We start from the raw sequence: 24,885 nt of genomic DNA on the forward strand, positions 1-24,885 counted from the left end.
TTCATACGTCAAGCCGTCACCTCAATGAGCAGGTATGACCTGCCCATTAACGATTGGTTTTTTCTCGACGAATCGTTGTTTCTTCAGTTCGATGATTTGATCGGCAGCACGTGCGACTTCTGCTGAATGTGTCACTGCGATGATGCAACGATTGGCATCATGTGCGAGGCGTTGAAACAAACGGATGATTTCCGTTGCTGTTTTTTCATCGAGTGCGCCTGTCGGTTCATCTGCCAATATGATCGGGGCTTCGGTTGCTAGTGCCCGGGCAATGGCCACCCGTTGCTGCTGACCGCCACTCAACTGCAATACATTCTTTTTCGCATGTGATTCATCGATTCCAACCTGCTCCAACAATTCAAGAGCTCGTTTCTTTTTCCCTTTCATCCGTTGCCCACTCAGTTCAAGTGCAACGATGACATTGTCCAGTGCATTCATGTAAGTCAACAAATTAAAGGATTGAAAGACGGTCGCTGCGTGACGCGACCGATACGTCGTCAGTCCGATTTTTCGCAAGTCTTGTCCTTCATACTGTATCTGTCCTTCTGTTGGCGCGTCCAATCCGCTGAGTAAACTCAGTGCAGTCGTCTTACCGGAACCCGATTCTCCGAGAATCGCATAAAATCGCCCCGCCTCGAACTGCACCGAAACCTCGTTCAAGATTCGTTGTTGTTTTCCTGCTGATAGATAAGCATACGAGACCTGCGTCATTTCTAGAGTCGTCATCTGATTAATCCTCCCGTAATAAAATCTCTTTTGGATTCATTCGTAATAGCATAAGTGACGGTAATAAGACGGATAAAAAGACAATCACACTACCGATTTGAACGACTTGTACCAATGTGGTCCAGTCAATTTTCGTCGTCATCTCCGTAATCTGAGGAATGGTAGCGAGGAGTTGTTGTCCTCGACCACCCGGACCTCCGAATCCATCCGTCGTAACCGCACTCGCCGCTTCGGTCACTTCACGATTCAACAGTTGATCGGTCATGAATTGTGATGTCATCCCTCCCGTTGCATACGTGATGAGAAACGCAATTGCCGCAATCACAAATGTTTCCACTAGTAATTGTCCCATCAGCTTCGAACGTTTTTCACCCATTGCCATCAGGATGCCCATCTCTTTGCGGCGTTCTCGAACAGATAACAAAATCAGGAGTGCCAGAATCAAACCGCCTGCGATACTGACGAGATAGACGACAGATTTAGAGAAGGAAGCAACTTGTTCAATTGGTCCGACCATTTTCTGATAGGCTGCATCATTTGCATCCAACGTGAATGTATCCCAGTCCACTGATGAAACCGCTGTTGCTTTTTGTTTGAACGCCTCGATTTCAGACGGATCCTTTAAGGAATAGACGACACTTGACGCGCTTACCGCCCCGTCCTCGTTTGCAAAACCGGCAAGCGTCTCATTTGAAACGTACATTTGATTCATTGGATCCATGAATCCTGCAGCTCGGAAACTCGCATCCGAACTCGCGTCTGACGATGCCGAAAGCCCGATGATCGTCAGTTTTTGTGTCTCGTCAGTCGTCGTCGATTTCAGTTTGAATGTATCTCCTACTTTAAGATTATTTTCAGTAGCTAGATTTTCATCAATGACCACACTATTTTCCTTTGCTTCAGTCGTCAACGCCTCACCATCAACGATTTTTAATGTTCCGTTCGAAAAGGAATCAAGTAACTCCATGTTCGTCACACCGTTCAATGAAAAATCGGGCATCGTCATCCCTTCAGGCATCTCACCACCTGCCCTACCACCAGAATTCGTTGATTCACTTTCGATCGGTTCAATATCGCTCGCCGTCGCTGTCGCTTGCGAAAGATAATTGATTGACTTTATTTCATCCAGTTGTTCGATTGCTTCGACATCTTTCATCGAAATCTTGACTTCCTCCGGTCTTCCCCGTTCTCCAGAAGCTTGTCGCTCCTGCATTTGTTTTTGACGGTCGACTTGTAACGTCACGGTAGCCCCCAGTTCCTTCCTTGCTTCTTCTCCAGCTGATTTTGCAGCATTCTGGATTGCGAATCCTGATAGAACCAGCGATCCAATCACCGTCAAAATAATCAACATGATCATCGTCTTGCCCTTTCGAGCGACGATACTCTTTCCAGCCCGTTTCAAAAAATTCATGTGTGCTGTTCCTCCTTTTATCATCTGCATTCATCGTATGAAACGAATCTGTAGGTTGGCTGTAGTTTGACTGTAGCTTGAACGAAGAAACACTCTTAAACAAAAAAACATGCAATTCTTTTCGGTTAAGAAAAGAATCGCATGTCGTCTTCACTCTGAAAAACCAGGTTGTCATGGTCCCTTCAGAATGCTTCATCTCTCATTCAATTGTTTCGATTACGCGCGCAGTTCCGCATTAAACGTTTCTTTCACTGCATCGACGACACGTTGTTGTGCCGTCGTCACCTCTTCATCGACGAGTGTCCGCTCTTTGTTTTGATAACGAAGCGAGAAGGCGAATGATTTTTCATGTTCGCCAACATTATCCCCTGTGTAGACATCGAATAATTCGATTGCCTGCAGGAGTGGACCGGCCGCTTCCGTCATGACGTCGATGATGGCTTGAGCCGGGATCGCGCGTTCGACGACGATCGCTAAGTCACGTGTCATTGATGGGAACCGCGAAATCTCTGAATAGACGCGTTCTTCCTTCGAATGGAGTGCCTTCGCATCTACTTCGAAGACATATACCTCTTTCAGACCATATTGTTCTTTTGATAGACCAGGGTGAACCTGTCCAACAAAACCGATTTCTTCACCATCTAACAGGATCCGTGCAGTTCGTCCCGGGTGCATCGACGGAATGTTTGCTGCTTCAAACGTCAATGTGATACCAGACACTGATGCAAGAGTCTCGACGATTCCTTTCATGACGAAGAAATCCGTCTTGACGAGCGTTCCGTGCGCGCGGTGTTGTTCTGATACACCGACAGCGATGCCACCGACCATCTCTTGTTCGATCGGGAGTGTTTCAAGTGAGGCATCCCGTTGTAGATACACACTGCCGAGTTCATAGAATGCAACATCAGCATGTTGTCGTGCGACGTTATGTTGTGCGACTTCGAGAAGCCCTGGAATGAGGGAGGTCCGAAGTGTCGAACGGGCTTCACTGATTGGCATCGCCAGTTTGACCGGATGCAGATCTTCCCGTTCATTGAATTGCATCGCCCGTTGTTCGCTCGTCAATGAGTACGTGATCGCTTGCGAGAGACCCGCCCCCTGTAATGTCCGGCGTAAATGACGACGATGGATATTCCGTTTCGGCAAGAATCCACGGCTTGCTTCTGAAGGCAGGCTTGAAGTCAATGCCTCATACCCATAAAGACGCGCCACTTCCTCTGATAAATCAGCCGGAATTTTTAAATCCTGTCGACGTGTCGGTACGCTGACCGTCAACGCATCACCCGACAATTCGACTTCAAGACCGAGACGTTCGAGTAACGTCTGCATGACCGTTCCTTCAATCTCCATCCCTAGACGGTGATTGATGTACGAGACACTTGCTTCAATCAGATGATCGTCAAGCTCGAGCGTTCCAGCTTGAGCGATACCGGCTTGAACCGTCCCACCTGAGAGTTCAGCGATCAACGCTGCTGCCCGATCAAGGGCTAATAAAACGCGACGTGGATCAACGCCCTTTTCGAAGCGCGCGCTTGAGTCTGAACGGAGTCCAAGAACACGGCTCGTCTTCCGAACAGAAGTCGGTGCGAAATAAGCAGACTCTAGAATGATCGATGTCGTATTTCCGTCAACTTCGGTATTCGCTCCACCCATGACACCAGCAAGCGCGACCGGACGTTCACCGTCTGTGATGACGAGCATCGAAGGATCAAGTGTCCGCTCGACTTCGTCTAACGTCGTGAACGCTTCACCTGCACGGGCTTGACGCACGACGATTTGTTTGCCGAGTTTTTCCGCATCGAATGAATGAAGCGGTTGACCGGTCTCAAGTAAGACAAAGTTCGTGACGTCGACGACGTTGTTGATCGGACGAATGCCATTTGCGATCAAGCGGTTTTTCAACCACGTCGGTGATTCTTGAATCGTCACGCCTTGAATTTCCCGTGCTGCGTAGAACGGGCAGTCTTCTGAATCAAGTGTCACGTTGATTGCCGTCGCAGGTTCTGTTTCTTTGACTTCAACAACCGGGAAAGTTGGTGTTGTATCATAAAGCGCCGCCACTTCGTGTGCGACACCATACATGCTGAGGCAATCCGAGCGGTTCGGTGTCAAGCCAAGTTCGAGGATTTCGTCACGTAGACCGAGTACTTCTAAAACATCTTGTCCCGGTGTGACTGGTTCACGGAACGTATGGATCCCGTCTTGCTCATCTTCTCGGATATATTTCTTTTCAAATCCGAGTTCTTCGAGTGAACAGATCATCCCTTCCGAGACGACACCGCGTAATTTGGCACGCTTGATCTTAATACCCGGTAACCGAGCTCCGACACGTGCAACGATGACATCTTGTCCGGCTTCGACGTTCGGTGCCCCACACACGATTTGGACGGGTTCTTCTTGTCCGATGTCAACCGTCGTGACGTTTAATTTATCTGCTTCCGGATGTTTTTCTTTCGTTAACACACGACCGACGACGATATTGTTCAATGCTTCATCCCGGACATCAACGCCTTCGACTTCGATCCCGCTCTTCGTAATCAAATCAGCCAAGTCTTGCCCTGATGTGTGACTGACATCGACAAATTCGTTCAACCATTGTTTTGAGACTAACATCTGCGTTCCTCCTTAAAACTGTTCGCTGAAGCGAACGTCATTCGTATAGAAGTGGCGAATATCATCGACACCGTATTTCAACATGGCAATCCGTTCGATTCCCATACCGAAAGCGAACCCTGACATTTTCGTGCTATCATACTCAGCCATTTCGAGTACGTGCGGATGAACCATTCCCGCACCCAAAATTTCAATCCAGCCCGTTTGTTTACAGATGTTGCATCCTTTACCACCACATTTGAAACAAGAAACGTCAACTTCGACGGACGGCTCCGTGAACGGGAAGAAACTCGGACGTAAGCGGACTTCACGCGCTTCTCCGAACATCTGCTTCGCAAATGCTTCAAGCGTCCCTTTTAAATCTGCCATCGAAATCGATTCCCCGACGACAAGCCCTTCGACCTGCATGAATTGGTGTGAATGCGTTGCATCATCTTCATCCCGACGATAGACTTTACCCGGGCAGAGAATACGGATTGGTTCACCTTTTGAAGCGAGCATCGTCCGCGCTTGGACCGGTGACGTATGCGTTCGCATCAAAATTTCTTCCGTGATATAGAACGAGTCCTGCATATCACGTGCCGGGTGATCCTTCGGGAGATTCAACATTTCGAAGTTGAACAGGTCTTGCTCCACTTCCGGTCCTTCCGCGATCGTATAGCCGAGTCCGACGAAGATGTCTTCAATCTCATCTGCCACTTGTTGCAAGAGATGCGCGTGACCGACTTTTTTCGGACGTCCCGGTAATGTGACGTCAATTGCTTCCGCTGCCAATTTCGCATCCATTTCTTGCTGTTTGACAGCTGTCAGACGTTGTTCGAGTTGCTCCTGGATCGCTTGACGGACCGTATTCGCGATCTCACCGACGACTGGTCGTTCTTCCGCTGATAACTTGCCCATTCCTCGTAATACTTCCGTAATCGGTCCCTTTTTCCCGAGATACTTGACTCGGACATCATTGAGTTCTTTTTGTGTCGTTGCTTGATCGACTAATGTCAACGCTTCATCGCGTAATGCTTCTAATTGCTCGCGCATCTTTCCCACTCCTTTAACTGAAGATATAAAAAAACGTCCCTCCGGCAGATGCCGAAGGGACGATGTAAACACCGTGGTACCACCCTTGTTTGACTTTTCAAACGAAAAGTCCTCCACTTGCGCGATAACGGGCGCATCCCGTCACGATCTCTCGTGCGACTCCGGAGTGAATTCGGTTAGCAGATTCACGAAGCAGTTTTCAGTCTACGACCGCTTCTCCCTGATTGAATCGTTCCCTAACGTACTCTGTTCCATCAACGTCCATGATGTATTCCTGATGTTCACTTTAGCATGAACGCTTGTCGGTTTCAATCCACGCTTGCAAAATGATAGAGCAGAATACCTGCTGCTACTGCCGCATTTAACGACTCTGCCTTACCACGGATCGGGATGTAGGCACGCTCATCACAGAAAGAAAGTAACTCTGGTGAAACACCTTGTGCTTCGTTCCCGACGATTAAACCGAGTGCATCCATTGGTGAAATCGCTTGATAAGACGTCGCTCCTTCTAACGCCGTTCCGATTACCGCAATCCCTTGTTCATGTAAGGCATTAACTGCCTCTTCAAGTGGCATTGCGATGACCGGTAAGTGGAACAACGATCCTTGTGTCGCACGGATGACTTTTCCGTTATAGACGTCAACCGTTCCCGGTCCGACGACGACACCATCGAATCCAGCCGCGTCAGCTGTCCGGATCATCGTCCCGACGTTTCCTGGATCCTGCAGACGATCAAGTAACAAGTAACGTCCGCGTTCTAGTTGTGCCGACGCTTGTTTCATCTCACAGACAGCGAAGATGCCTTGGGAGGTTTCCGTCTCAGCCAGTACTTTGATGACGGCTTCATCAATCGTAAAGACATCGGCATTCCGTTTCCATGAACCTGGTACTTGATACGATTCACGGACGATCAATTCCTTGACGATTCCGGCACGGACAGCTTCTTCAATCAGGTGTTCGCCTTCGATTAAGAAACGGTTCGTCTGCAGACGCCCTTTTTTCGTTAAGAGTTTCTTCCATTGTTTAACGATTTCGTTCTTTGCTGATGCGATGTGCTTCATTGTTTTATTACCCCTCGTAGATCGCTTGGACAGTCTCCGCATCAAGACGTTTCGTGACAGCGACGACTAAATCGACGGCTGCTTCAAAATCGGCTTTATGCATGATCGAGACATTCGTGTGCAGGTAACGGATCGGTACAGTCAATGCAAGTGATGGAACACCTGTATTCGATAAGTGGAACTTCGCTGCATCCGTTCCGCCACCCGGTGTCAAGTCCAATTGATACTTGATATTTTCTTCTGTTGCGACTTTCGTCACGAAATCGATCAATCCGCGATGGGCGATCATCGACGCATCGAACATGATGACTTGAACGCCTTCTCCTAATTTCGACAATGCTTCACGATCGGTCATTCCTGGCGTATCACCTGGAATACCTGTATCGACGGCAAAGGCAATCGATGGTTTCAGCATGTGTGCGACCGTTTGGGCACCACGTAATCCGACTTCTTCCTGAACAGTTGCTCCTGCGAAGATCGTGTTCGGATGTCCCTCTGCTTTCAAACGTTTGATCGCTTCGATCGCGATTGCACAACCAATCCGGTTGTCCCACGCTTTCGCCATCAAGAAGTTCTCATTTTTCATCACAGTAAATTCGCAATGTGGAACGACCGTATCACCCGGGCGAATTCCCCAGCCGTCGACCTCTTCTTTCGATGATGCCCCGATATCGATGAACATCTCTTTGATGTCGACCGGTTTATTGCGCGCTTCCGGTGGTAAAACATGAGGTGGTTTTGCACCGATTACACCTGGAATGACTTCACCAGATGATGTCACAATGTTCATACGCTGTGCCAAAAGGACCTGCCCCCACCATCCACCGAGTGGTTGAAAACGAAGGAATCCTTTATCATCGATCTTCGTGACCATGAAACCGACTTCATCCATGTGACCGGCAATCAAGACGCGTGGTGCCTCTTCACCCGCCCCTTTATGTTCCGCAAACAGACTACCGAGACCATCCTGATGAAACGTTTCTGCATGGGGTTCCAAATATTCACGCATGAGTGCCCGGACTTCCTTTTCGTTTCCCGGTACACCTGTTGCGTCCGTAAGACGTTTTAGCATATGTAATTGTTCATTCATCTGATTTCCTCCTTAGTAACCGTTGTCTTGTCGCACATGGTTCGCTTCATTTTTAGAAATGTAAGCCTTGAAAATCATATCCTGTGTAAAGCCTAGTGTAGCACCTAATGCAAGGTATGCACCAATCAGAACGTCATAACTTTGTTCCGTCCGCGAAATCGCAAAGACGTTCGTCTTGTTATAGACATCTAAAAAGGCATCCGTTGCCGTCAAATAAAAGTCACCTTCTGCAAAGTGACGTTTCTTATATTCGAGTGCTAAACCTAGTGAGAGTAGAAAATGGACGCCATCGACATATTCCTCAAGAATCGTGACTTGAGCGGATGGTCCCTTCTTCGACCAGAACTTGAAGCAGCGCGTCTCGTTCGCAAGTTCACCGAGTTCGACCAATAAGGCGAGCAGACGCTCGTCGAATTGATTGCCTGTCAATTGGTGTTCTGACTGAATCCGTTTATCCAACTGTTCTTGCATCTCAAAAAGTGTCAACCAATCCATCTTTAATTCTCCTTCTATCCAAAAAAATCATGTGACCGTCATAACGACGTGTCTTTTCATTTTATCACTAAAAAATCCAAAAAAACGTCGGAGAATTAAATTCCCCGACGAATTGTAGAACTTAAGCGTTCAATTTTGCTTTTGCTGTGTCAGCAAGTGAAGCAAATGCAGTTGCATCTGTAACTGCGAGGTCAGCGAGCATCTTACGGTTAACGTCGATACCTGCTAATTTAAGACCATGCATCATGCGGCTGTAAGAAAGACCGTTGATACGTGCTGCCGCATTGATCCGAGTGATCCAGAGGCGACGGAAGTCACGTTTCTTTTGACGACGGTCACGGTAAGCGTACATGAGAGATTTCATGACTTGCTGTTTCGCAACCTTGAAGAGTGTATGTTTCGAGCCGTAGTAGCCCTTAGCTAATTTGAGTTGTTTTTTACGACGTTGACGAGTCGTATATCCGCCTTTTACGCGTGGCATATAAATTCCCTCCTAAATCTGTATACGATTGGATAAATTACTTCGCGATCATGTGACGGATGCGTTTGAAGTCACCCGTAGATACCATGCTAGCTTTACGTAATTTACGTTTCGCTTTTGTTGATTTGTTACCGAACAAGTGGCTTGTGTAAGCACGACCACGTTTCAATTTGCCAGAAGCAGTACGTTTGAAACGTTTAGAAGCACCGCGGTGCGATTTCATTTTAGGCATGAGAGATTCCCTCCTACTTCGATTCGATTAGTCTTCTTTCTTAGGAGCAAGCACGAGGAACATGCTGCGTCCTTCCATCTTCGGTCTCTGTTCCACAACACCGAACTCACTTAAATCCGTTGCGAGGCGTTCGAGAACGCGTTTACCGATTTCCGAGTGAGTGATGGCACGACCGCGGAAACGAATGCTCGCTTTCACTTTGTTACCATTCTCCAAGAATTTCTTCGCATTACGGAATTTCGTTTGGAAGTCGTTCTCCTCGATCGTCGGGCTAAGACGAACTTCTTTCATCTGAATCACTTTCTGATTCTTCCGAGTTTCTTTGTCCTTCTTTTGCATCTCGAAACGGTATTTACCGTAGTCCATGATCTTACAAACTGGCGGCGTCGCTTGTGGAGCGACCATGACGAGGTCAAGTTCCGCTTCCTCTGCGAGACGTAGCGCTTCGTTGCGTGATTGGACACCTAGTTGAGCACCATCCGCTCCGATAAGACGAACTTCCCGGGCACGGATGCTTTCATTGATTAACAGATCTTTGCTAATGGTTAGCACCTCCATCGTGCATGGCACGAAAAATGAATGATAGAAAACGCTATAAAAAAAGCGTCGGCAGTTCTTCCCGCCCACACTCATAAGGAACGCCATGGCACAGCATAAGCCATCCATTGCGTATCTTCATGATGAACCAGTACGAATCGTCATACGTGGTGAGAAGCGGGATGCTTCTGCTTTGTTGTCATTTCACTTTGCTATCATAGCACTTGTTTTCCCGTGATGTCAAGCCGCTTTCTATGTTCATACAGAACGTTGCTCACATACTTGATTATAATAGCAATCCTTTAGCGGATAAGCAAGAAGTTTCTAACCTGTTTTTCGAGGGTACACTCTTAACATGTTAAAAAAGATTCAGAACATTCGTAAGCAAAATTGTTTATTTAGAATGATTATTGTTTTATAATTAATTTAATCTTACATAAGGGGGAGAATAACAGATGAATGAAAAACGATTAACGACCAATCAAGGTGTACCGATCGGAGACAATCAGAATTCACGTACAGCTGGGCGACGTGGACCAACATTACTTGAAGACTACCAACTGATTGAAAAGATTGCCCATTTCGACCGGGAACGTGTCCCTGAACGGGTCGTCCACGCTCGCGGCTTCGGTGCCCACGGTGTCTTCACCGTCAAAAACTCGATGAAAAAGTACACGAAAGCTGCGTTTTTACAAGAAGAAGGGACAGAAGTTCCGGTCTTCGCCCGTTTTTCAACAGTTATTCACGGCACGCACTCTCCAGAGACACTACGTGATCCACGCGGTTTCTCCGTTAAGTTCTATACAGAAGAAGGAAACTGGGATTTCGTCGGGAACAACCTTCCTGTCTTCTTCATTCGTGACGCCATGAAGTTCCCGGACATGGTGCACTCGCTTAAACCAGATCCACGGACGAACATTCAAGATCCTGACCGTTACTGGGATTTCATGACACTTCGTCCGGAGTCGACGAACATGCTCATGCATCTGTTCAGCGACGAAGGCATCCCTGCCAGCTACCGTAAAATGCGTGGCTCTTCCGTCCACTCCTTTAAATGGGTGAATGCACACGGCAATACGGTTTATGTAAAACTCCGCTGGGTACCAAAAGCAGGAATTCATAATCTCTCGGCTGAAGAGGCAACAGAGGTTCAAGGAAAAGATTTCAACCATGCTTCAAATGATACATTCCAAGCAATTGAAGATGGAGATTATCCGGAATGGGATCTGTTCGTACAGGTACTCGATCCGGCTGACGTCGATCAGTTCGATTTCGATCCGCTCGACGCAACAAAAGATTGGTTTGAAGACGTCATTCCATTCCAACACGTCGGTACGATGACGCTGAATAAGAATGTCGACAACTATTTCGCTGAAACGGAATCGGTTGGCTTCAATCCGGGTGTCTTGATTCCAGGGATGTTACCTTCTGAAGATAAGTTGTTGCAAGGTCGTTTGTTCTCTTACTCGGATACACAACGCCACCGTATCGGAACGAACTACCAACAACTTCCGATCAACTGTCCGTTCGCACAAGTCAACAACTACCAACGTGACGGTGCAATGCCGGTCGGTCAACAAACGAGTCCGGTGAACTACGAACCGAACCGTTACCAGGAAGAACCAAAGGAAACAGCAGAGTATACGGAAGAAAATCAACCGTTGCTTGATGATAAACACGGTCGTCTCGAAATCGAAAAGACGAACAACTTCGGTCAAGCGGGGGAAGTCTACCGCCGGATGACGGAAGAAGAACAAGCCGCTCTCTTGAAGAACCTCGTTAATGATCTCGAGCAGGTTCGCCATGAGAACACCGTCTTGCTTGCAATCTGCAACTTCTACCGTGCTGATGCGTCACTCGGTCAGAAACTATCAGATGCGCTTCAAGTCGACATCGAACCGTTCTTACAACAAATGCGTTCATAATACAAAACAAGCACCCTCGACTCTAGTCTTGGGTGCTTTCTTATGGTCTTAATATGGGATGAAATCGTATCGCTCTGCCGTCTTATACGTGAACTCATTGAGCTTCGTGAACAAAACGATTTGATCTAATCCTACCTGCTTGACTGTATTTTGTTGCATGTAACGTTTTTGTTCGGACGTAAACGTATTATAGATCGGTGCATAGCCGTTACTTTGGAACGGCTGCATTTGAATCGCCCGATCTGCGTCTTCGAACCGGTTATACCGAATCGTCCCTCCGATAACTCCTCTACCGAGAATCGTCATCGCTTTTCCGTCTGCCCGGTGGACATTACGAATCGTATTGTAGCGGACCGTCGGGTTCTTCCAATTCATCATCGAAATGGCATAATCCTTCGTGCCGTCTATCGTATTTTTCTCAATCCGGATATTTGTATGAAGTCTTTTTTCAGTATATTGATGCGTTCCAATCGCTACGTTAATGTTTCGGAACAGATTATTACGAATCGTAATCTCTTCATTTGGTGTTCCGTCCTGTTTCGACCATTTCCAGTTGAATCCTTTTGTGATTGGATCCGGTGTATCCAGATTAATTGATTCGTTCGGTCCTGTATTCGGAATCATCGTAGCATCGACGAACTTCATATTTTCGATGACGCCCTTCTTCGTTGCATCGAGTTCAATGGCATGTGATCCTTTTTGATTGAGAATCGTGATGCCACCGATATACAAATTTTGATTATGGGCAATGGCGAAAGCCGAGCCGCGTGTGTATCGATTTAAGTCGATTCGGGCGTTCCCTTTCCCGATGACTTTGACGTTTTGTGACCCTTCATACTTTCCGACCTTTTGATTCAGGCGTAAGGCGGATGGTGCAACTAAATCAAAGACACTCGTCGTTGAACTGATCTTTGTCGTCCCCGTCTCCGTCGTCTTTTTAATGACAACACCATCCTCTAAAATCACTGTCGTGTTCGAAGGTATACCTACACGCAAGGGTGAGAGATACGTTCCTTTTGTTAAAACAAGTGTACCGCCCCCTTCTTTTTCAAGACGTTCCAAATAAGAGCGCATCGTGTAATGGTTGCGTGTTTTCGCATTATACGTCGAATAGTTACGGATTGCCGGGTCAATCGCTTCTGTTTTTGGTGTGATGCGGTATGTTTTTTTAGTCGTCGCGTTCGCTTCACCCGGATGAATACCGATTACAAGTGAAGAGGCGATGAATACTGCAAAGGCTGTCTGCTTCATTTCGTAACTTCCTTCCCATTCTTCAAAACATGTCATCCGCTGAAGATTTATTATAGCAGTTATCCAATTAAAGGAAAATTTATATTCTGTCGATTTGTATAGACTCAGCTGGAGGTTCTATCTGTTTCATCGGCATGAACGTGGCTTCTTTCAAGCATCCCGTTACAAAACCTGCTAACATGGGACATACTGTCAGTAGGAAGTCCTCCTTCTTCTCTATTTTTTATCTCCAAAAGAAAGAAAAGAGAAGCGTTTTGTTCACTCGAAATCGCTTCCTAGGGAAAAACAAGCGGGAGCGACCCTGCAACGAAGTGAAGCGGCGCGATGCTTGTCCCAGGAAAACGATTCGAGACGAACAAAAAAGCGCAATCCTTCTCGTTAGAGAAAAATTGCACTTTGTCTTCAGTCTGACAGTTCGTTCTACTAGCGTAGGACGGACTGTTTCACATACATGAATTATTTTGAACGGTTCGCGATTTCTTGCTCTAAATCTGAAACGAATTGTTCGAGTGATGCATTGCTCGAGTCTTTTGAACCGTAGCGACGAATGTTGACTTCGCGCGCTTCCACTTCTTTATCACCTAGAACGAGCATGACCGGTACTTTGTTGACTTGCGCTTCACGAATCCGGTACCCGAGTTTCTCATCACGGAAGTCCGTTTCGACGCGGATTCCTTTCTTGAGCAAGATCGCTTTGATTTCGCGGGCGTAGTCCTCATGAACACCGGAAACCGGAATTAATTTCACCTGAACGGGTGCGAGCCATGTCGGGAACGCTCCTTTGTATTCTTCAATCAAGTAAGCAACGAATCGTTCCATTGTCGAAACAACACCTCGGTGTAAGACGACTGGACGGTGATCTTGACCATCATTGCCTTTGTATGTCAATTCGAATCGCTCTGGTAAGAGGAAGTCGAGTTGGACTGTTGAGAGCGTCTCATCTTTACCAAGTGCAGTTCGAACTTGAACGTCAAGCTTCGGTCCATAGAATGCGGCTTCGCCTTCTGCTTCGAAGTATTCGAGTTCGAGCTCATCCATTGTTTCTTTCAGCTCACGCTGTGCCATTTCCCAAATTGCATCGTTATCGAAGTACTTCTCTTTATCCGCTGGGTCACGGTACGACAGACGGAACTTGTAATCAGTAATCCCGAAGTCGGCATAGACTTCTTGAATGAGATGAACGATGGCTTTGAACTCGTCCTTCATTTGGTCAGGACGGACGAACGTATGCCCATCGTTAAGGACCATGTAACGAACACGCTGAAGACCAGTTAAGGCACCAGACATTTCATAACGGTGCATACCACCAAGCTCCGCGACACGAAGCGGTAAATCACGGTACGAACGCGGTTCGTTCTTGTAGACCATCATGTGGTGTGGACAGTTCATCGGACGAAGAACGAGTTCTTCATTGTCCATCTCCATTTTCGGGAACATGTCATCTTGATAATGATCCCAGTGACCCGATGTTTTGTACAAATCAACTGAACCAAGAACCGGTGTGTAGACATGCTCATAGCCAAGTTCGAGCTCCTTATCGACGATATAACGTTCGACTGTCCGGCGGATCGCTGCCCCTTTTGGTAACCACATCGGAAGTCCTTGACCGACTTCTTGAGAAGTAAAGAACAAACCGAGTTCTTTCCCGAGTTTCCGGTGATCCCGCTCTTTTGCTTCAGCGAGGAAGTGAAGGTGTTGTTTCAACTGATCTTTTGTCGCCCAAGCTGTACCGTAAATCCGTTGCAACATCTTATTTTTCGAATCGCCCCGCCAGTAAGCACCAGCGATGCTCATCAATTTGAAGACTTGTAACTTCGCAGTCGCTGGTACGTGTGGTCCACGGCAGAGATCGAAGAATTCGCCTTGACGGTAAATTGTCAAATCCTGATCCGCAGGAATCGATTCGATCAATTCCACTTTCAACGGATCATTGAGTTCTTTATAAATCGCGAGTGCTTCGTCACGTGAGACGACTTCGCGTTCGATCGGCAAGTTTTCACCGGCGATTTTGTTCATCATCTTCTCGATTTCCGGAAGATCTTCTTCCGTCAGGCGACGTTCCATATCGATATCGTAGTAGAAACCATTCTCGATTGTCGGTCCGATCCCTAGATGAATCGTTTCATCCGGATACAGGCGTTTGATCGCTTGCGCCATCAAGTGAGCCGATGAGTGACGAATCAAGTCGAGTCCTTCTTCTGAATCCGGCATGATCAATTCGATTGTGCCATCCTCTTCGATTGGTCGACGGTAATCAATGGCTTGTCCGTTTAGTTTGGCAGCAAAGGCTTTTTTACGAAGTCCTGGGCTGATTGAAGCCGCAACCTCTTCAGCTGTCGTGCCGGCTGCGAATTCCTTTACGGCGCCATCTGGAAATGTAAGTGCGATGTTTGACATGACTGTTTCCCCCTTTTACAAAATAAAAAAGACTCATCCCTAAAAAGGGACGAGTCTTAATCTCGTGGTACCACCCTCGTTCCCGGACCAGTCCTGCTGGTTCGGCTCGAACACGCGTTAACGGGCGTGAGACGCAAACGGATTAGCCCCGTTCGTGCTATGAGGGAGTAAAGACATGAATGATGCCATGAGAAGCTTCCACCGTTCTTCTCTCGCTAGTTCGGTTCATTTCATACTTCATATCCTCAATCGTTGCATCGTCTATTGACGTGTCATTAGTATAACGAATCTGCCGCTTCCTTGACAAGGAAAATTAGTAGCGGCGTCGATTTTCACCGAGGAACTCGATTTGCTGCGTCGTCGTCCGGATCCGTTCCATCAGTCGCGCTGCCTTTAACTTATCGCCTTGATCGTTCGTAATCCCGAAATGAAGTTCGAGTTCATCATACGATAGGTTCGAGCTGAACAACGTCGGCAGACGATGCATCATCCGGTATTGCAGGATGATCCCGAACAATTCATCCCGTACCCATGGACTGATTGACTCCGCGCCGATATCATCAATCAATAAGACCGGAATCGTTTGGAATCCTTCTAGGAACGTATCGAACGAGTCGGAGCGAATCCGTCGTTTTGCTTCAGCGACGAATCCCGGGGCATGGACGAGAATCGTTGCAATCCGTTCTTTTTTCAATGCATTCCCGATCGCAGCCAAGAGATACGTTTTTCCGACACCAAAGCTACCATGCAGATAGAGTCCTTTCACTTGCTCTTTTGAGCGGAGGTGATTCAGGAACTGGGAAGCTGCACGTAAGGCAAGCTTCCGGTCCGTCGTCGATAAGTCAAAATCACTGAAGTTCGCGTCGCGGACTTCATCCGGCAGGAACAGGCTCTTGAATTTTTTCTCAAGTGCGCGTTCATCTTCCCGGTCTTTTAACGCTTGCGATTTCTCATACGAGACGACGATCTGTCCTTTTTCTACATGCAGGATCGGCTGATAGCCTTCGATGACAGCTTTATTTTCAATCAGTCGATTCCCGTCCATCTGTTCTGCATATTCATTCAGCTTCAGCATCCCGCGCTCGATCATCCGTTGATCGATTTCCGGATGCGTCCGTAAGAACATGACGACTCCCGGATGAGACAACACCCGTTGTTGGATCGCTCGAACGGATTCTGCGACATCCGGTCGACTTAATATTTTTTCAATAGATGATTGGATATGTTCCATGTCCCGACTCCTTTAGTTCCCCTTCAGTTCCCGTAAGATCCGTTCCATCTCCTCATCGTCCGGAACATCTGCTTCGAAACTCGCTTTTTTAGAGGCTTCATACTGTTGTTGTTTTGCCTTCTCTTCTTGCAACCACTTCGGATTCGGACCACCGTTCGAATTGCTTGTCCGTCCCCGACGTCCACCAACGGTCTGACGCGCACGCTCTTGTTTTTGTTCCTGTTTTTTCACAATCAAATCATCCTGCTCTTGCGTCTTCGCCAGGGCTTCCGATGCCGTGACGTACCCTTTTTGTTTCCAATCATCGACGATCGATAAGAGGAAGTTCTTACTGAAGCGGTTGTCTTTTTTGATGACGAGCGCATAGTAATACGCGGCATTGACGATTCCAGATGACATCTCATAATCGATGATCAATTGTTGAATCAATTCTTCATCCCGTTCGGACAACGCTTTGACCTTCCGCAACTTCGCGACATAGTGTTTCGGATGGGTGCTTTCCATCGTTTCCGTCGCTTCGATGTCTCCGACCTCGATCGTGTCTAGTGAGGCGACCTTTGCTTTTTTCTCTCGGCTGAGTTTTTGCTTCGCGGACAACATCATCTGTTTGCAGCGTTCCTGTTTCTCAGCATCGGTCATCGGCAAATACGCTTCGTGGCGGAAACGGGCATTCAACAGCTCTGCCATCAAGGCTTCGTTCGACTGCGTGACGTAAGCAAGTTTGATCAGCAGATGGTCGATCGCCTTTGAATAAAACGACCGCGGCAGGAACCGGTCCGTCTGGCGCTTCATCTCTTCTAAATCAAACGAATAATCAAATTCATACACTGCACGTTCCTGTTTAGCGTAAGCTTTCGGTTGGTGCGCGGACGCAAGCCCCGCTTTGACATCAAATACCTGGTCAAACCGCACCGTCCGATCGACGATGTTTTTCGGTAATGGCTCCGTCCGGAAACGATGCTGCAAAGACCGGAAACGGATTTCACCAACGCGGTAGAACAGCAGGCTCGATAATACTCCATCATTTAAAAAAGTATTTGGTGCGAGGGGTACCCGGATTTGATAGATATAGCGATACGCAGCTTGCCGCGCTTCGAACGTCCGAATCAAACCGATGCCTTCAAGCTTGAAGAGCTCTTCCTTGAACTCATCGACGGAAAAACCGAGCAATGTTCCGAGTTCCGCATGGGAGATGTATTGGGATTTTGTTTTCCCCGGAATCATCTCGCTCCAAAATGTTTGATAAAGCCCAAGCGCTTTGACACCGATGATCGGTTGGTACAAATAATATAAAGATTGATAGGCTTCACGGTCGACGACCCCATTGCTCATCACTAAGCAAAGATCGGTACCGGAAAGTTCACGTTCCATCATCTGACTCGTCCTTTCCTTAGGGAGAAAAAGAGAGGTGCGCTGACCGGACAGACGACCTCTCTTGTATCACGTTAAATTCTCATGGTCCGTTTCCTGATGACGCTCCATCAGTTCAGAGAGCTCTTGGAAAAAGACATTGATGTCCTTGAATTGTTTATAGACACTCGCAAAGCGCACGTATGCGACTTCGTCGACAGATGCTAATTCATTTAATACGAGGCGCCCGACCTGTTCGCTCGGAATCTCATGTTGTGCTGTCGCACGTAATGCTTTTTCGACCCGGCTGACGACGGTTTCGAGTTGTTCAATCGAAATCGGACGTTTCTCACAGGCACGCACTAGTCCACGTAAGATTTTTTCACGATTGAATTCATCGCGTGTTCCGTCTTTCTTTACGATGATTAATGGGGTCTGCTCGATCATTTCGAATGTCGTAAAGCGATAGCCGCAAGACTCACATTCGCGTCTTCTTCGGATGGATCCGAAATCCTGGACTGGTCTTGAATCCAGTACTTTCGTTCCGTTAAAATTACAGGCTGGACAGCGCATGCCATACCTCCGTTCACGTGATTTCTTTTGTTCCGATCATTTTCAATCGGTACCCGGCATCGAGTGATGCGTAGATGTGTTCGATCTGCTTCTCAAGGTCTGGTCCGAGTAGACTCTCCCGATGTAAGAAGAGATCGACCGCTGTACGTCCACCTGCGACCATGATGACGGTCGCAAGTCCGTCAATCTCTTTCAATACAAAAGCCAGCTCTCCGCGTTCTGCATCAATCCGGCGAACCGTTCCGCCTGCTTGTGTCAGAATATCTTCTAAGCCCTTAAACAGCATCTCGACTGTTGCTGCGTAATAGTGCGTCCGTAATGCTTCATTTTTATGTGTATCGGATGTCTCTAGCTGTTTTTGCAAACGTTCCTTCAGTCCCATGGTCATCCTCTTTTCTTTGTTTCTTCTACTATTAAGAATAACAGACGTCAGACATATTAAAAAGCCCTCGTCTGAACGACGAGGGCTTGACGAATTCGTGTGTGTTGTCAGTTGACGTGCTGGACAGTAGCCGCTGGAACTTGAACCGGTCCCATACCACGCGGAATTTCGACATTTTCACGGATTTTCGCATCGAGTTTTTCAGCGATGTAGTTCGCTGCGATGGCTGGATCGATCCGATCCCCACAAGTAAAGACATCAACCGATGCATACCCGTGCTCTGGGAAACTGTGAATCGTCAAGTGCGATTCAGAGATAATGACGACGCCACTGACGCCGTGTGGTGCAAACTTATGGAATGCTACTTCTCGTACTTCTGCACCTGCTTGAAGTGCTGCATCAACGAAAAGTCGTTCAACGAATTCCATGTCGTTCAATTTTTCAGGATTACAATCCCAAAGTTCTGCAATAATGTGTCTTCCCATAGTATCCATTTGTGGATCCCCCCTACATTCAATGGTCTTCAAAGTAGTTGATCACTTACTTTGCGCCTGAGTCGTTCGCACCCACGGGGGAAAGTTAGTCCAGAGAGGTCCTAACCCTTTAAGCTGCGATTGCCAGACCGATTGAAGTTCACGATTTGAATTATAGCGAGTATCAAAAAGATACACAAGGATAAATTTCAAAAATTAATACATTTCAAGAAAAAAAACGGGACAGGTCCCTTCACTACAGGGATCTGTCCGTTTCAATTAATTTAGTTCGAGTTCTTTTTCAACCGTTCCCATCACCTCTAAGTGCGCAGATACGAGGTGTACGAGATCAACGACGCGGCATGAATAGCCCCACTCATTGTCGTACCACGCAAGAACTTTCACCTGACGACCGCCCATGACCATCGTCGAAAGTCCATCAACGACTGTCGAACGCTCTTCTCCGTTAAAGTCGATTGAGACAAGCGGCTCCATCGTCATACCGAGGATACCTTCAAGCGCACCACCTGCTGCTTTCGTAAACGCTTCGTTCACTTCAGCAACTGTCGTATCGCGACTGACTTCAACGACGAGATCGACGAGTGAGACGTTTGGTGTCGGAACACGAAGTGCGAGTCCGTTCAATTTCCCTTCCAAATGCGGCAAAACGAGCGAGATGGCTTTTGCTGCACCTGTCGATGTTGGAATGATCGATGAACCACACGCACGGGCACGGCGTAAATCCTTATGCGGATTATCAATATTATTTTGATCGTTCGTAAACGCGTGAACTGTCGTCACAAGACCGGATTCAATCCCGAAAGCCCGGTCAATCACTTGAACGACGGGTGCAAGACAGTTCGTCGTACACGACGCATTTGAGACGATTGCATCAGTTTCATGATCATACATGTCATCATTGACACCCATGACGATCGTCCGGACATCCCCTTTAGCAGGTGCCGTGATGACGACCTTCTTCGCACCAGCTGCTAAATGCTTTGCGGCACCTGTATCCGAATTGAACTTTCCCGTTGCCTCGACGACGATATCGATGCCGAGTTCCCCCCAAGGCAATAGCTCCGGATTCCGTTCACTGACGATTTGAATCTGTCTTCCGTCAACCATCAACGCCCCATCGATGATGTCGACCGGATAATTGAATTTCCCGTGTACCGTGTCGTACTTGATTAAATGTGCGAGTGTTTCGACTGGATAACTCGCATTGATTGCTACGACTTCGCTTTTCCCCTCAGCGATCAGGCGTCGAAAGACCATTCGACCGATTCGACCAAAACCATTGACTGCCACCTTGACTCCCATGTGCGGATCCCCCTTCAATGTGACGGATGTAGCTCCGTTTACAGATAGAACTATATCACGAAATGTAAGCGATTTCATTATGTTCTCTAAAAAAAGTGAGAGAAGATGGAAACTTCTCTCACTTTACACGTTTCAGTCCACTCATCATGATTACCGATCGGCATATTGTAACAGCCACTCATCGATTTGTTGGTATAACGAATCAAGACTGCCATCATTGAAGAATACATCATCCGCAAGTTCTTTTTTCTGTTCGATGCCGAGTTGCGCCTGAATCCGCGCATACGCCTCTGCTTCCGATAACGCATTGCGCTGCATCAATCGTTTCAACTGCATGCCCTCTGGACAATAGACGACGACGACCCGTTCAAACAGGTTTCGCCAATCCCCTTCTAGCAGCAATGGAATGTCAAATACGACGAGTGTATGTCCTGAACGTTCGTAGGCATCTGCTGCTTCAAGCATCTGTTCACGAATGCTCGGGTGCATCAACTGATTCAGTTGTTGTCGTTTTTCACTATCCTGAAAAATAATTTGTCCGAGTTTTGGACGGACAAGACGTCCTTCCTCGAATGCTTCCGGGAACGCCGCTCGGACCGCGTCATACGCTCGCCCTCCCGGTTCAACGACTTCTCGCGCGACGAGATCGGCATCGATGACCGCTATTCCTTTTTGCTTCAGATAGCTAGAGACCGTACTTTTACCGGTTGCGATACTCCCTGTCAGACCGACTCTCATAAGGCAACCTGCTGGCACGTCGGACAGAAGTGTGTTCCGCGACCACCGACTTTGATTTTTTCAATGGCCGTGCCGCAACGCGGACAAGGTTCTCCTTTTTGACCATATACCGCAAGTTGAAGCTGGAATTCCCCTTTTCCGGACGGTGAGACATAACTCCGGATTGTACTTCCCCCTGCTTCAACCGCTTGTCGTAAGACATCGACACCGGCTTGATGGATGCGGGAAATATCATCGAGTGTCAAGGCACCCGCCTTCGTTAACGGATGAACACGTGCCGCATGAAGGGTCTCATCGACGTAGATATTACCAAGACCAAGAAAGATCGATTGGTCAAGCAATGCTGTTTTGATCGGACTTCTTTTTTTACGGATCAAGTTTTCCGCTAACACTTCCGCTGTGAACTCCGGGTCAAACGGCTCACGTTCCAGCTGTGCCAGTGGCGCGGTCTGCATCGCTGTTTCTTTATCGCGTAATTCCATCGTACCGAACTTCCGAACGTCATTATAATGAAGTTCCGAGCCATCCGTGAATCGGAAGACGACATGGGTATGTTTATCCCGCTCGACCGGTTGCGGATACGGGAAGTACTTTCCTTCCATCCGTAAATGACTGACGAGATAAAAACGATCAAAATCAAACAGTAAAAACTTTCCGCGACGTTCGACGCGTTCAATCCGTTCTTGATGTAGGGCATCTGCAAATGGTGCCACTTCCATCCCCCGAATCATTTTCGGATGATAGACCTTGACGGAAGAAACTGTTTTTCCAGAGACCGACCGCTCTAAACTGCGCCGGACGGTCTCGACTTCAGGTAATTCAGGCACACCGATTCCTCCTTGCTTACTTCGTTTCGTACCACGTATGTCCGGCGCCTCCATCGACGCGAAGTGGTACGGATAATGCGACAGTCTGCTCCATCGCCTGTTTGACAAGTGCTTGCAACGCATCCAGCTCCTCATCTGGCGCTTCAAAGATCAATTCATCATGTACCTGCAAGAGCAGTCTTGCTTTCAAATCTGACGCTTCTAAGGCCGCATGGACATCAAGCATAGCTTTTTTGATGATGTCTGCAGCGGAGCCTTGAATTGGTGTATTGATTGCTGTCCGTTCAGCAAAACCACGCAGATTGAAGTTCTTTGAATTGATATCCGGGATGTTCCGGCGCCGGTTCATCAACGTTTCGACAAAACCATTGGCTCGTGCCGTCTCGATTGCCGTATCCATGAACTGCTTGATTTGCGGGAACAGCTCGAAATAACGATCGATGAACGCTTGCGCCTCTTTGCGCGTGATGTTCAAGTTTTGCGACAAGCCGTAATCGCTAATGCCATAGATGATTCCGAAGTTGACCGCTTTTGCCTGACGCCGCATGTTTCCGGTGACATCTTCCGGTTCGACACCAAAAACGCTGCTTGCCGTTTGGGTATGGATATCTTCATCATGCAGAAACGCATCAACGAGCGTCTGATCCTGTGACATATCCGCCATGACACGTAATTCGATTTGCGAATAGTCAGCTGCGTAAAGTGACCACCCCGGCTCGCTTGGAACGAACGCTTTTCGAATCTTCCGTCCTTCCTCGATCCGGATCGGGATGTTCTGCAGATTCGGATTGACCGAGCTTAATCGTCCTGTCTGAGCAATCGTCTGAGCGAAACGCGTATGGATCTTGCCATCTTCCTTGACGACCTTCTGCAATCCTTCGACATATGTCGATTGGAGTTTTTGCAATTCTCGATACAGCATGATGTGGTCAATGACCGGATGCAACGGACGGAGTTTCTCTAGAACATCTGCGGCAGTCGAATAGCCGGTCTTCGTCTTCTTGAAGGCAGGTAGTTCGAGTTTTTCAAACAGGATGACGCCAAGTTGTTTCGGTGAATTGATGTTGAACGTCTCTCCTGCTGCTTCAAAGATTGTTGTCTCAAGTTCTGATAAGCGCCCTGCAAGATCCGCTTGCATCGATTGAAGTGTCGGAACATCAACACGGATTCCCGTCCATTCCATCTCAGCGAGGACACCCGACAACGGACGTTCCAACGTTTCATACAGTTCGTACTGCTGATTCGCCTTCAACTCTTCCCGGACTTTCGGGAACAACAACTCAATCATCCGTGCCTTCTCGGCTAGATAGGGATGTAACTTCTCATCATCAGGTGCTACACGTTTTGCACCTTTACCAAGTACCGCTTCCTCGTTCGGTGCCATCATTGCATAATGCCCAGCAATCGAAGCGAGCGTCGTACCGCCACTCAAGTTCAATAAGTAGCCGGCTAATAATAAATCCTCGTACCCGTTTAACGTTAGACCGTGTTTACGTAAGGCGAAGGACACTTGCTTGGCATCAAGACAAATCTTCCGGTGTTCTGACTCGATCCATGTTTGAAATGCCGGGTCTTCGACGAGCGATGGGGCGGCGACATAAATCGCATCCGTCGTCGCAATCGCGAAACCGATGATGTCTTCTTCCATATAATCTTCACGTAACTGTTCAGCGACAAGAACGGCATCCGTCACTTCTTCAGGAAATGACGTGATCGTCACGACGTTCAACTGCTCTTTGTCCTCTTCCTTGACGACTGGTGCAAAACGATTCGTCAACGACTTGAAGCCAAGTGACTGGAACAGCGAATACGGTACTTGTGTATCGACGTCGCGAATCTGCAAATCATCAAGTGTCGTCTCAAGCGGTACGTCGACCTTGATCGTCGCGAGTTCTTTTGATAGTCGTGCCAGTTCTTCGTTTGCGATGACCTTTTCTTTCTGTTTCCCTTTTAACTCTTCCACATGTTCATATAGCCCTTCAACCGAACCGTATGCCGAGATCAGCTTGACCGCCGTCTTTTCACCGATTCCAGGAATTCCTGGAATATTATCCGATTTATCACCCATCAAACCTTTCAAATCAATCATTTGAATCGGCTTCAGACCACCATATGTCTCAGCGAACAACTCTTCCGTCATACACTGAACGTCCGTGATACCACGCTTCGTGATCAAGACTTCCACTTTATCCGTGACAAGTTGCAGTAAGTCCTTATCCCCTGTGACGATACGCGTCCGGTCCGCCGGCATCGTCTCGGCGAGTGTACCGATCAAGTCATCCGCTTCATAGCGGTGAAGCTCCATCATCTGAATGCCGAGCGCTTCACAGATATCCCGGACGATCGGGAATTGTTCCCGCAGTTCAGACGGCGTTTTTTCCCGACTTCCCTTATACTCCTCGTAGACATCGTGACGGAACGTCTCGCTTGAGGCATCGAATGCGACAAGCATATGTGTCGGTTGTTCTTCCTCGAGCAATTTCAAGAGCATCATCGTAAAACCATAGGCTGCGTTCGTGTTTCGTCCTTGTGCATCCGTCATCGGTGGTAAAGCGAAAAACGCCCGATAGGTTAACGAGTTCCCATCAATCAATAGCAATTTATTTTCCATCATCTACGCCCCTTTAATCGATTTTCTGTACCTATTGTATCACTCTACACACATTTGTTCGCTAAAAATGGTCAAAAAAAGACGATTGACTCAGGGAGAGTCAATCGCCAAGGGCATGACGAC

General features: G+C 47.7%; 22 protein-coding genes. 1 reads left to right on the forward strand and 21 read right to left on the reverse strand.

Annotation, left to right across the window (positions count from 1 at the left end; genetic code table 11):
* Positions 1-21: 21 nt before the first annotated feature.
* From ACRPK8_RS00750 to infC, 10 genes are all read right to left on the reverse strand, one after another.
* Positions 22-726, reverse strand: coding sequence for an ABC transporter ATP-binding protein (locus ACRPK8_RS00750; RefSeq protein WP_432236479.1), 705 nt, complete (start codon positions 724-726; stop codon positions 22-24).
* Positions 727-730: 4 nt separating this feature from the next.
* A complete protein-coding gene (locus ACRPK8_RS00755; protein WP_432236480.1) occupies positions 731-2,137 on the reverse strand; it encodes an ABC transporter permease in 1,407 nt (468 codons plus the stop codon).
* Positions 2,138-2,353: 216 nt separating this feature from the next.
* Positions 2,354-4,750, reverse strand: coding sequence for a phenylalanine--tRNA ligase subunit beta (gene pheT / locus ACRPK8_RS00760; protein ID WP_432236481.1), 2,397 nt, complete (start codon positions 4,748-4,750; stop codon positions 2,354-2,356).
* Between the two features lie 12 nt (positions 4,751-4,762).
* Positions 4,763-5,785 carry a phenylalanine--tRNA ligase subunit alpha gene (gene pheS / locus ACRPK8_RS00765; protein WP_432236482.1) on the reverse strand — a complete coding sequence of 341 codons (1,023 nt, stop codon included), beginning with the start codon at positions 5,783-5,785 and terminating at the stop codon, positions 4,763-4,765.
* Positions 5,786-6,093: 308 nt separating this feature from the next.
* Positions 6,094-6,879 (reverse strand): TrmH family RNA methyltransferase, encoded by a 786-nt coding sequence (locus tag ACRPK8_RS00770; protein ID WP_432236890.1) that lies wholly within the window; start codon positions 6,877-6,879, stop codon positions 6,094-6,096.
* On the reverse strand, positions 6,854-7,936 hold the full coding sequence (locus ACRPK8_RS00775; RefSeq protein WP_432236483.1) for a M42 family metallopeptidase: 1,083 nt from the start codon (positions 7,934-7,936) through the stop codon (positions 6,854-6,856). Before ACRPK8_RS00775 ends, ACRPK8_RS00770 begins: the two co-directional genes overlap by 26 nt.
* A gap of 12 nt (positions 7,937-7,948) precedes the next feature.
* On the reverse strand, positions 7,949-8,431 hold the full coding sequence (locus ACRPK8_RS00780) for a dUTP diphosphatase (protein ID WP_432236484.1): 483 nt from the start codon (positions 8,429-8,431) through the stop codon (positions 7,949-7,951).
* Between the two features lie 121 nt (positions 8,432-8,552).
* Entirely contained in the window at positions 8,553-8,912 is a 360-nt protein-coding gene (gene rplT / locus ACRPK8_RS00785; protein WP_012371057.1) for a 50S ribosomal protein L20, read from the reverse strand.
* Between the two features lie 37 nt (positions 8,913-8,949).
* Positions 8,950-9,144, reverse strand: coding sequence for a 50S ribosomal protein L35 (gene rpmI, locus ACRPK8_RS00790; protein ID WP_023469015.1), 195 nt, complete (start codon positions 9,142-9,144; stop codon positions 8,950-8,952).
* A gap of 27 nt (positions 9,145-9,171) precedes the next feature.
* Positions 9,172-9,702: a translation initiation factor IF-3 gene (gene infC / locus ACRPK8_RS00795; protein ID WP_029342318.1), complete on the reverse strand. Its 531-nt coding sequence runs from the start codon at positions 9,700-9,702 to the stop codon at positions 9,172-9,174.
* Positions 9,703-10,136: 434 nt separating this feature from the next.
* Between infC and ACRPK8_RS00800 the strand changes: the two genes are divergently transcribed.
* A complete protein-coding gene (locus ACRPK8_RS00800; RefSeq protein WP_432236485.1) occupies positions 10,137-11,606 on the forward strand; it encodes a catalase in 1,470 nt (489 codons plus the stop codon).
* 48 nt (positions 11,607-11,654) lie between these two features.
* On the opposite strand, the gene ACRPK8_RS00805 is transcribed toward ACRPK8_RS00800, so the two are convergent.
* The 11 genes from ACRPK8_RS00805 to polA all read right to left on the reverse strand — a co-directional run bounded on the left by ACRPK8_RS00805 (position 11,655) and on the right by polA (position 24,765).
* Entirely contained in the window at positions 11,655-12,857 is a 1,203-nt protein-coding gene (locus ACRPK8_RS00805; protein ID WP_432236486.1) for a hypothetical protein, read from the reverse strand.
* Positions 12,858-13,313: 456 nt separating this feature from the next.
* The gene (gene thrS / locus ACRPK8_RS00810) at positions 13,314-15,254 is read right to left on the reverse strand and encodes a threonine--tRNA ligase (protein WP_432236487.1); all 1,941 of its coding nucleotides are present in this window, start codon (positions 15,252-15,254) and stop codon (positions 13,314-13,316) included.
* Between the two features lie 313 nt (positions 15,255-15,567).
* Positions 15,568-16,485, reverse strand: a complete 918-nt coding sequence (gene dnaI, locus ACRPK8_RS00815) for a primosomal protein DnaI (protein WP_432236488.1) — start codon at positions 16,483-16,485, stop codon at positions 15,568-15,570.
* A 12-nt stretch (positions 16,486-16,497) separates the two neighbouring features.
* On the reverse strand, positions 16,498-17,859 hold the full coding sequence (locus ACRPK8_RS00820) for a replication initiation and membrane attachment family protein (protein WP_432236489.1): 1,362 nt from the start codon (positions 17,857-17,859) through the stop codon (positions 16,498-16,500).
* A gap of 66 nt (positions 17,860-17,925) precedes the next feature.
* Positions 17,926-18,408, reverse strand: a complete 483-nt coding sequence (gene nrdR / locus ACRPK8_RS00825) for a transcriptional regulator NrdR (protein ID WP_432236490.1) — start codon at positions 18,406-18,408, stop codon at positions 17,926-17,928.
* A gap of 13 nt (positions 18,409-18,421) precedes the next feature.
* Positions 18,422-18,790, reverse strand: coding sequence for a hypothetical protein (locus tag ACRPK8_RS00830; protein ID WP_432236491.1), 369 nt, complete (start codon positions 18,788-18,790; stop codon positions 18,422-18,424).
* Between the two features lie 107 nt (positions 18,791-18,897).
* Positions 18,898-19,284 (reverse strand): adenosylmethionine decarboxylase, encoded by a 387-nt coding sequence (gene speD, locus ACRPK8_RS00835; protein WP_023469024.1) that lies wholly within the window; start codon positions 19,282-19,284, stop codon positions 18,898-18,900.
* A gap of 258 nt (positions 19,285-19,542) precedes the next feature.
* Complete coding sequence (locus tag ACRPK8_RS00840) at positions 19,543-20,586, reverse strand: glyceraldehyde-3-phosphate dehydrogenase (RefSeq protein ID WP_432236492.1); 1,044 nt, start codon at positions 20,584-20,586, stop codon at positions 19,543-19,545.
* 150 nt (positions 20,587-20,736) lie between these two features.
* Positions 20,737-21,324: a dephospho-CoA kinase gene (coaE, locus tag ACRPK8_RS00845; RefSeq protein WP_432236493.1), complete on the reverse strand. Its 588-nt coding sequence runs from the start codon at positions 21,322-21,324 to the stop codon at positions 20,737-20,739.
* Positions 21,321-22,151 carry a DNA-formamidopyrimidine glycosylase gene (gene mutM / locus ACRPK8_RS00850; RefSeq protein WP_035396555.1) on the reverse strand — a complete coding sequence of 277 codons (831 nt, stop codon included), beginning with the start codon at positions 22,149-22,151 and terminating at the stop codon, positions 21,321-21,323. Before mutM ends, coaE begins: the two co-directional genes overlap by 4 nt.
* A 16-nt stretch (positions 22,152-22,167) precedes the next feature.
* Positions 22,168-24,765: a DNA polymerase I gene (gene polA, locus ACRPK8_RS00855; protein ID WP_432236494.1), complete on the reverse strand. Its 2,598-nt coding sequence runs from the start codon at positions 24,763-24,765 to the stop codon at positions 22,168-22,170.
* Positions 24,766-24,885: the final 120 nt, after the last annotated feature.

The sequence above is a fragment of the Exiguobacterium sp. TDN 0502 genome (assembly GCF_050846835.1).
Taxonomy (GTDB): Bacteria; Bacillota; Bacilli; order Exiguobacteriales; family Exiguobacteriaceae; genus Exiguobacterium_A.